The sequence below is a fragment of the Asanoa sp. NPDC050611 genome, from assembly GCF_040654855.1.
Taxonomy (GTDB): Bacteria; Actinomycetota; Actinomycetes; order Mycobacteriales; family Micromonosporaceae; genus Asanoa.
In genome coordinates this window covers 1-6895 of record NZ_JBFAIU010000374.1, presented here as the reverse complement: position 1 = coordinate 6895, position 6895 = coordinate 1, and the positions used below count along the sequence as shown (strand labels likewise).

Sequence of the window (6895 nt, the reverse complement as noted above, 5' to 3'; positions counted from 1 at the left end):
GGGGCGGAAGCCGTGTGCGCGCGCGGCGGTGGCGGCCGCGCGGAACTGGCGGGCCAGCGCCTCCGGGTGGTGGGCGTCGCTCCCGAAGCTCACCGCTCGCCCGCCCGCCGCGTGCCACCAGCCGAGCAGTTCGGTGTGCACCGTCGCCCGCGTGTTCAGCTCCAGGATCCGGCCGCTGCGGGCGATCGCCGCCAGCGCCGCCCGGAATGCCGGCTCGTGCGCCGCGATGTCGCACCGGCCGGCCGCCGCCGGCCAGTAGCGCAGCGGGTAGTCCACGTGGGTGACCACCTCGAAGTCGGTGCTGCCGGCGACCATCCGCTCCACCTCGGCGAGGTAGCCCCGGACCACCTCGGCCGCCGGCACCTCGGCGTACGCGTCCCTGATCTCCAGGAACCGGTCCGCCGCGGTCTGTCGGGAGTGGACCGAGCCGAGCACGCGGTCGAGACCCGGCAGGGCGCGCAGCCGCGCGGCGTGCCAGTGCGGCTCGCTGAACTCCACACCGGAGAGCACGCGCAGGGTGGGGAACCGCTCCCGGCACTCGGCGATCGCCGCGAGGTAGCCGGCGACGTCGAACGGTGGAGCGAGCTGGACCCGGCCCTCCGGGAGCGTCCACGGGGTCAGGTCGACGTGTTCCGTGAAGGCGAGCGCCGGCAGGCCCAGCTCGACCGCCCGGGCGCAGGTGCGGATCAGGTCCCCGCCCGGCGCGTCCCACGACCACTGGCTGTGCACGTGCCCGTCGGCTGGAAGCGTCACGGCGTCGACCTTAGGCCCGTTTGGCCGTCCCGATGCGGGGAAGGTGGCGGGCATGGACCTGCGGATGCTGTCCGGCGCGACCGCCGGCGCCGCGGCCGGCGCGGCCGGCTGCGCGGCCCTCGACGCGACCACCTACCTCGACATGGCCGTGCGCGGCCGCCCCACCAGTGACGCGCCGGCGCAGACCGTCGAGGCGCTGGTCAAGCACCTTCCGGTCGACGTGCCGGGCACCAACTCGCGCCGCAGGAACCGGCTGGAGGGCCTCGGCGGCCTCTCCGGCTCGCTCACGGGCATCTCGGTCGGCGCGGCCTTCGGGCTGCTCTACGCGTCCGGCTGGCGCCCGCCGCTGCCCGTCGGCGCGGTCCTCGCGGGGCTCACCGCGCAGGTGCTCTCGGACGGCTCGCTGGCCGGGACCCGGGTGTCGGACCCGCGCACCTGGTCGTTCACCGACTGGCTCAGCGACATCATTCCCCACCTGGTGTACGGCACGGTCACCTACGCCACGCTGGACGCCCTGGAGCGCAGCGGCAGCTGACCTCTCGGCTGGCCATCGAGCGGCACCCCGCGTAGGGTAGCCGCAGGATCGAGATGTTCCGATCAATCGATGGGGGGGTCCGGAACCTCACAACGCTGTGCGAGATCCTCGCCGCTGGTCGGTGCGCGGGCCCGATGGCAAAGGCCCCACTGACATGTGCCGGCAGGGCGACCCGTCTCGCCGTCCTCACCTCGTCGGCTCGTGGCACCGGCCGACGAACGCCTGGTCACCCGTGGACCGGCCGTGCGTCCGGCGTGTCTTCGTATCGGCGACGAACGGCGCGTGACGCTGCCCCGGTCCGGGTGACCTCTGTCCACCCAGACACAGGAGGCGTCAGTTGCGTAAGAAGCTTGCCCTGGTCGTCGCGCCGCTCGTCGCGGTAGCCGGCGGCGCCATCTCGTGGTCGCCGGCCACGGCCGCACCATCCGGCGGTCCGCCCGCCGACAGCAACTTCCAGAAGGTGACCCTCAACGACTTCCCCGGCGAGCCGATGAGCCTCGCCGTCCTCCCCGACAACCGCGTGCTGCACACGGCCCGCACGGGCGAGGTGCGCATCCACGACCCGAAGTCCGGGCTCAACATCCTCGCCGCGGACGTGCCGGTCTACGAGCACGACGAAGAAGGGCTGCAGGGCGTCGCGATCGACCCCGACTTCGCCCGCAACAAGTGGGTCTACCTGTACTACTCCCCCGTGCTGGACACGCCGACCGACGACCCGGCGACGCCGGACGTCAACGAGGGCGACGCGCCGTTCGAGGGCACCGCGGCCGACTTCGCGCCGTTCAAGGGCCACCTCCAGCTTTCCCGGTTCAAGCTGGAGGGCAACAGGCTCAACCTCGGCACCGAGCAGAAGATCATCCAGGTCAACACCGACCGCGGCATCTGCTGCCACGTCGGCGGGCAGATCGACTTCGACAGCAAGGGCAACCTCTACCTGTCGACCGGCGACGACACCAACCCGTTCGAGTCCGACGGGTACGTGCCGATCGACGAGCGGGCCGACCGCAACCCGGCGTTCGACGCGCAGCGGACCTCCGCCAACACCAACGACCTGCGCGGCAAGGTGCTGCGGATCAAGGTGCGGTCCAACGGCGGCTACACGGTCCCGTCCGGCAACCTGTTCAAGCCGGGCACCCCGAAGACCCGCCCGGAGATCTACGCGATGGGCATGCGCAACCCCTTCCGGTTCGCGGTCGACAAGCGCACCGACGACGTCTACGTCGGCGACTACTCGCCGGACGCGGGCGAGGCCGACCCGGCGCGTGGCCCGGCCGGCCACGGCCGCTGGATGCGCATCGACAAGGCGGCGAACTACGGCTGGCCGTACTGCGTCAAGCCGGATCTGCCCTATGTGGACTATGACTTCGCCACCGGCGCGTCCGGCGCACCGTTCAACTGCCGCCGCCCGGTCAACGAGTCGCCGCACAACACCGGGCTGACCCGGCTGCCCCCGGTCGAGCAGCCCGAGGTCTGGTACTCCTACGGACCGTCCGAAGAGTTCCCCGGCCTCGGCGAGGGCGGCATCGGACCCATGGGCGGCCCGGCGTACGAGTACGACAAGCGCAGCAGGTCGCGGGTGAAGTGGCCCGAGTACTACGACGGCGTGCCGCTGTTCTACGAGTGGACCCGCGACTACATCAAGGAGTTCCGCCTCGACCGGCGCGGCAACGTCGCCGACATCCGGCCGGTGCTGCCCTCGTTCGTGGTCGACAACCCGATGGACATGGAGTTCGGCCCGGACGGCGCGCTCTACGTCCTGGAGTACGGCGACGGCTTCTTCTCCGAGAACCCCGACGCCCAGCTCGCCCGGTTCGACTTCGTGCGCGGCAACCGCACGCCGATCCCGAAGATCAGCGCCGACCCGCTGGCCGGTGACGCGCCGCTGACCGTCCAGTTCTCCAGCGCCGGCACCGTCGACCCCGACGGCGACGCGCTGCGGTACGCGTGGGACTTCGACGCCAACGGCACGGTCGACTCGCGGGAGGCGAACCCGACGCACACGTACACCGCGAACGGCGTCTACCGCCCGACGCTCAACGTCACCGACAGCACCGGCCGGTCCGCCTCCGCGGAGATCCCGTCCTTCGTGGTCGGTCCGCGCGCGCCGGAGATCGAGCTGACGCAGCCCGCCGAGGGCCAGCCGTTCGAGTTCGGCGACACCGTCGCGTTCCAGGTGAACGTGATCGACAACGACCCGGTCGACTGCGCCGCGGTCACCGTCAACTACATCCTCGGCCACGACGAGCACGGCCACCCGATCACCTCGGCCACGGGCTGCAGCGGCAGCATCACCACGTCCGCGCCGGGCCACGGGTCCGGCGACAACCTCACGGGCGTGTTCGTGGCGACCTACACCGACCCCGACGGCCTGACCGCCAGCGACCAGGTGGTCCTGACCCCCAGCACGACTCCGTAACGACGCACGGGCCGGGTGGTCCGGGTAGGGCAGACTGCGTCTCGTGGAACAGCCCTTCCGGACCACCCTCGCCCAGCTCCTCAAGGCCCGCTTCCCGATCGTGTCGATCGAGTCGCACGAGGAGCTACGGGCGCTCTTCGAGGTGCGCGCGGTGGCCGGCGACGCCGACCTCGTGCGCACCCCGCGGGCGGTCTGGACCTGGTCGCTGACCGACGGGCTGCGCCGCGACGACGGCGAGGCGCAGGGCCACACCAAGGATCCCGGCGACGCGCTCGACGCGCTCCTGCGGGTGCAGCAACCGGTCGTCGCGGTCTTCCGAGACCTCCATCCCTTCCTCGGCACGGAGGGCCAGCACGGCGACGCCGGCGTCGTCCGCCGCCTGCGCGACGTGGCGACCGCGTTCCGCTCCGGTGCCGTGCCGCGCAGCCTCGTCCTGCTCTCGCCGGTCACCCGCGTGCCGGTCGAGCTCGAGAAGGACGTCACGGTCGTCGACCTCCCGCTGCCGTCCGAGCTGGAGATCCGCGCCGTCCTCGAGGGCATGCTGCGCGCCAACGCCGGCTCGCCCCGGCTGCGGATCGACCTCGACGACGGCGGCCGCGAACGCTTCGCCAAGGCGGCGCTCGGGCTGACCCTGCACGAGGCGGAGAACGCGTTCGCCCGGGCCATGGTCAACGACGGCGTCCTCGACCTCGCCGACCTGCCCGTGATCCTCGAGGAGAAGCGGCAGACGGTACGCAAGGCGGGGCTGCTCGAGTTCATCGAGACCTCGCTCGGCCTCGCCGACATCGGCGGGCTCGAGAACCTCAAGCGCTGGCTCGGCCGCCGCGAGGGCGCCTGGCTGGCCGACGCCGCCGACTACGGCCTGCCGGCGCCGCGCGGTGTGCTGATCACGGGCGTACCCGGCTGCGGCAAGTCCCTCACCGCCAAGGCCGTCGCCGCCGCCTGGGGCATCCCCCTCCTGCGCCTCGACATCGGCCGGGTCTTCGCCGGGCTGGTCGGCTCCAGCGAGCACAACATGCGCAGCGCGATCCGCACCGCCGAGGCCGTCGCGCCGTGCGTGCTCTGGATCGACGAGATCGAGAAGGGCTTCGCACCGACCGGCGCCAACGACTCCGGCACCTCGTCGCGGGTGTTCGGCTCGTTCCTGACCTGGCTGCAGGAGAAGCACCGGCCGGTGTTCGTCATCGCGACCGCCAACGAGATCGAGAGCCTGCCGCCGGAGCTGCTCCGGAAGGGCCGGTTCGACGAGGTGTTCTTCGTCGACCTGCCGACCCGGGCCGAGCGCGGCGCGATCTGGGAGGTCCACCTCGGACGGTGGCTGCACCACCCGCGGGTCGGGGGCGCGCTCACGGTCGACCACAAGGTGCTCACCGAGCTGACCACCCTCAGCGAGGGTTACTCCGGCGCGGAGATCGAGCACGCGCTGGTCGCCGCGGTCTACGATGCGTTCGCCGAACGGCGGCCGCTGCGCCAGGACGACGTCGTGCGGGCCCTGGTCAACATGGTCCCGCTGAGCGTCACCCAGGCCGAGCGGATCGCGGCCGTGCGCGCGTGGGCCGACGCCCGCGCCGTCGCCGCGACCGCCGCCGAGGACTGGGACCTCGACACCGCGGTGGCGCCCGCCCGGTCCCGCCCGGACGGCGACGGTCCACACCGGCCGCACGGGGGCCGGCACGTTGAGTTCTAGCGGCTGGAGGGTGCGATGAGCGTGTCCCTGATCCTGATCCCGGCGGCGCTGGCGGCCGCCGCGGTGATCCAGGCCCGGGCGGGCGGCGGCGGGGGCGCCAGCACCGTCTGCACGGTGTCGACGCGGATGCGCGACAGCGTGCTGCTCTCCGCGGCGCTGCGGGAGACCGGCGCGGTGGTCACCGCCGGCGACGACGTGGTCGACGCGGCCTGGCAGGGCGTCGAGTCGCGGTTCACCCGGGGCGCCGACGGCATCTGGACGGCGCACTTCCGCGGCGACGTCGACGAGTCACGCGCGGTCGAGATCGTCCGCCGGCTCGACGTGGCCTACGGCCGGCAGGTGCAGGCGGCGGTGGTCGAGCGGCTGCGGGATCGGGCCCTGGCGGCCGGGCTGCGGCTCGAATCCGAGACGGTCGCCGACGACGCGGCCGTGCGGCTGGTCTTCGCGGTGGAGCGGGAGGACCGGGCATGACGCGGCGCGAGACCGTCACGGTGGTGGTGGCCGCCGACGGCACCGTCACCGCGGAGACCCACGGTGTGCACGGCCGGGCGTGCATCGACTACATCGCGGTGCTGGAGGACCTGCTCGACGCGACCACGGTGTCCAGCGCCTGGACGCCTGACTACCACCACGCGCGCACCCGCGTCGAGACGACCGCGACGGAAGCGGTGCCCGATGTCGACCGGGCGTGACAGCTTCTGGTCGCGGCTGGCGCGCAGCCTTTGGCTGATGTTCCCGATCCTCGGCTTCGGCTGCCTGGGCTCGGCCGCGCTGATCGTCATCGGCTTCGTCATGGGCCGGCGGTCGGTCTGGATCAGCGGAATCGTCTACCTGGCCGTCTCCGTGCCGGTCTTCATCGTGGTCGGGGAGAGCGACGAGAACACCGCCCTGAGCAACTGGTCCGTCGGAGCGCTGATCGCGGTCTGGCTGGTGACCATCGTGCACGCCTTCGTCGTCAACGCGGGATGGCTGCGCGCGCGGTCGGACGACGACCCGTGGCCAGAGCCGGCCGCGCCGCCGCCCGGCTACCCGACGACCGCGCCGGCCGCGCTCGTCGACGTCAACTCGGCCGACGCCGGGCAGCTCGCCGCGCTGCCCCACTTCGACCATGCCCGCGCGGCGCGGGCGATCGCCGAGCGGGACCGCCGCGGCGGCTTCACGGACGTCTTCGACTTCAGCGACGCGCTCGGACTGGCACCGCACGAGTACGTCCAGGTTCTCCCGCTGGTGGTCGCCAACCCGGTCCTGCCGCCGGTCCCGCCGCCACCGCCACCGCCGCCGCCGGGCCCGGCCGGCCATCCCGGGCGCATCGTCGATGTCTGAGCCACACGTCGACGTCGCGAGATACCTGGCGACCACCACGGCGGAGGGCCCCGGCGTACGCACGGCGGTCTGGGTACAGGGCTGCACTTCACCGAGTTGCCCGGGTTGATCTCGTCGAGGAAGCCCTTGGCGTCGTCGTTGCCGTAAATGGCTGCCTCCCCGTCAACGTCGTACTCTCGGC

General features: G+C 72.6%; 7 protein-coding genes. 6 read left to right on the top strand and 1 reads right to left on the bottom strand.

Annotated features, from left to right (window positions below):
• Positions 1–753, bottom strand: a 753-nt coding sequence (locus AB0H87_RS35460; RefSeq protein ID WP_360156010.1) for a PHP domain-containing protein, incomplete at its 3' end; no start/stop codon positions are given.
• Positions 754–805: 52 nt separating this feature from the next.
• Between AB0H87_RS35460 and AB0H87_RS35455 the strand changes: the two genes are divergently transcribed.
• From AB0H87_RS35455 to AB0H87_RS35430, 6 genes are all read left to right on the top strand, one after another.
• Entirely contained in the window at positions 806–1288 is a 483-nt protein-coding gene (locus tag AB0H87_RS35455) for a hypothetical protein (protein WP_360156007.1), read from the top strand.
• A 337-nt stretch (positions 1289–1625) separates the two neighbouring features.
• Complete coding sequence (locus AB0H87_RS35450) at positions 1626–3704, top strand: PQQ-dependent sugar dehydrogenase (RefSeq protein WP_360156004.1); 2079 nt, start codon at positions 1626–1628, stop codon at positions 3702–3704.
• A 43-nt stretch (positions 3705–3747) separates the two neighbouring features.
• Entirely contained in the window at positions 3748–5391 is a 1644-nt protein-coding gene (locus AB0H87_RS35445; RefSeq protein ID WP_360156001.1) for an AAA family ATPase, read from the top strand.
• A gap of 15 nt (positions 5392–5406) precedes the next feature.
• Entirely contained in the window at positions 5407–5862 is a 456-nt protein-coding gene (locus AB0H87_RS35440; protein ID WP_360155998.1) for a hypothetical protein, read from the top strand.
• Complete coding sequence (locus tag AB0H87_RS35435) at positions 5859–6083, top strand: DUF2997 domain-containing protein (RefSeq protein ID WP_360155995.1); 225 nt, start codon at positions 5859–5861, stop codon at positions 6081–6083. The genes AB0H87_RS35440 and AB0H87_RS35435 overlap by 4 nt, the downstream gene beginning before the upstream one ends.
• 37 nt (positions 6084–6120) lie before the next feature.
• Positions 6121–6714, top strand: coding sequence for a helix-hairpin-helix domain-containing protein (locus AB0H87_RS35430; RefSeq protein WP_360155992.1), 594 nt, complete (start codon positions 6121–6123; stop codon positions 6712–6714).
• The last annotated feature ends 181 nt before the right edge of the window (positions 6715–6895 follow it).

What these genes read in the sequence shown, in the direction of transcription:
- AB0H87_RS35455 (WP_360156007.1), top strand. Translation starts at nt 806, where the DNA reads ATGGACCTGCGGATGCTGTCCGGCGCGACCGCCGGCGCCGCGGCCGGC.
- AB0H87_RS35440 (WP_360155998.1), top strand. Translation starts at nt 5,407, where the DNA reads ATGAGCGTGTCCCTGATCCTGATCCCGGCGGCGCTGGCGGCCGCCGCG.
- AB0H87_RS35435 (WP_360155995.1), top strand. Translation starts at nt 5,859, where the DNA reads ATGACGCGGCGCGAGACCGTCACGGTGGTGGTGGCCGCCGACGGCACC.
- AB0H87_RS35430 (WP_360155992.1), top strand. Translation starts at nt 6,121, where the DNA reads ATGTTCCCGATCCTCGGCTTCGGCTGCCTGGGCTCGGCCGCGCTGATC.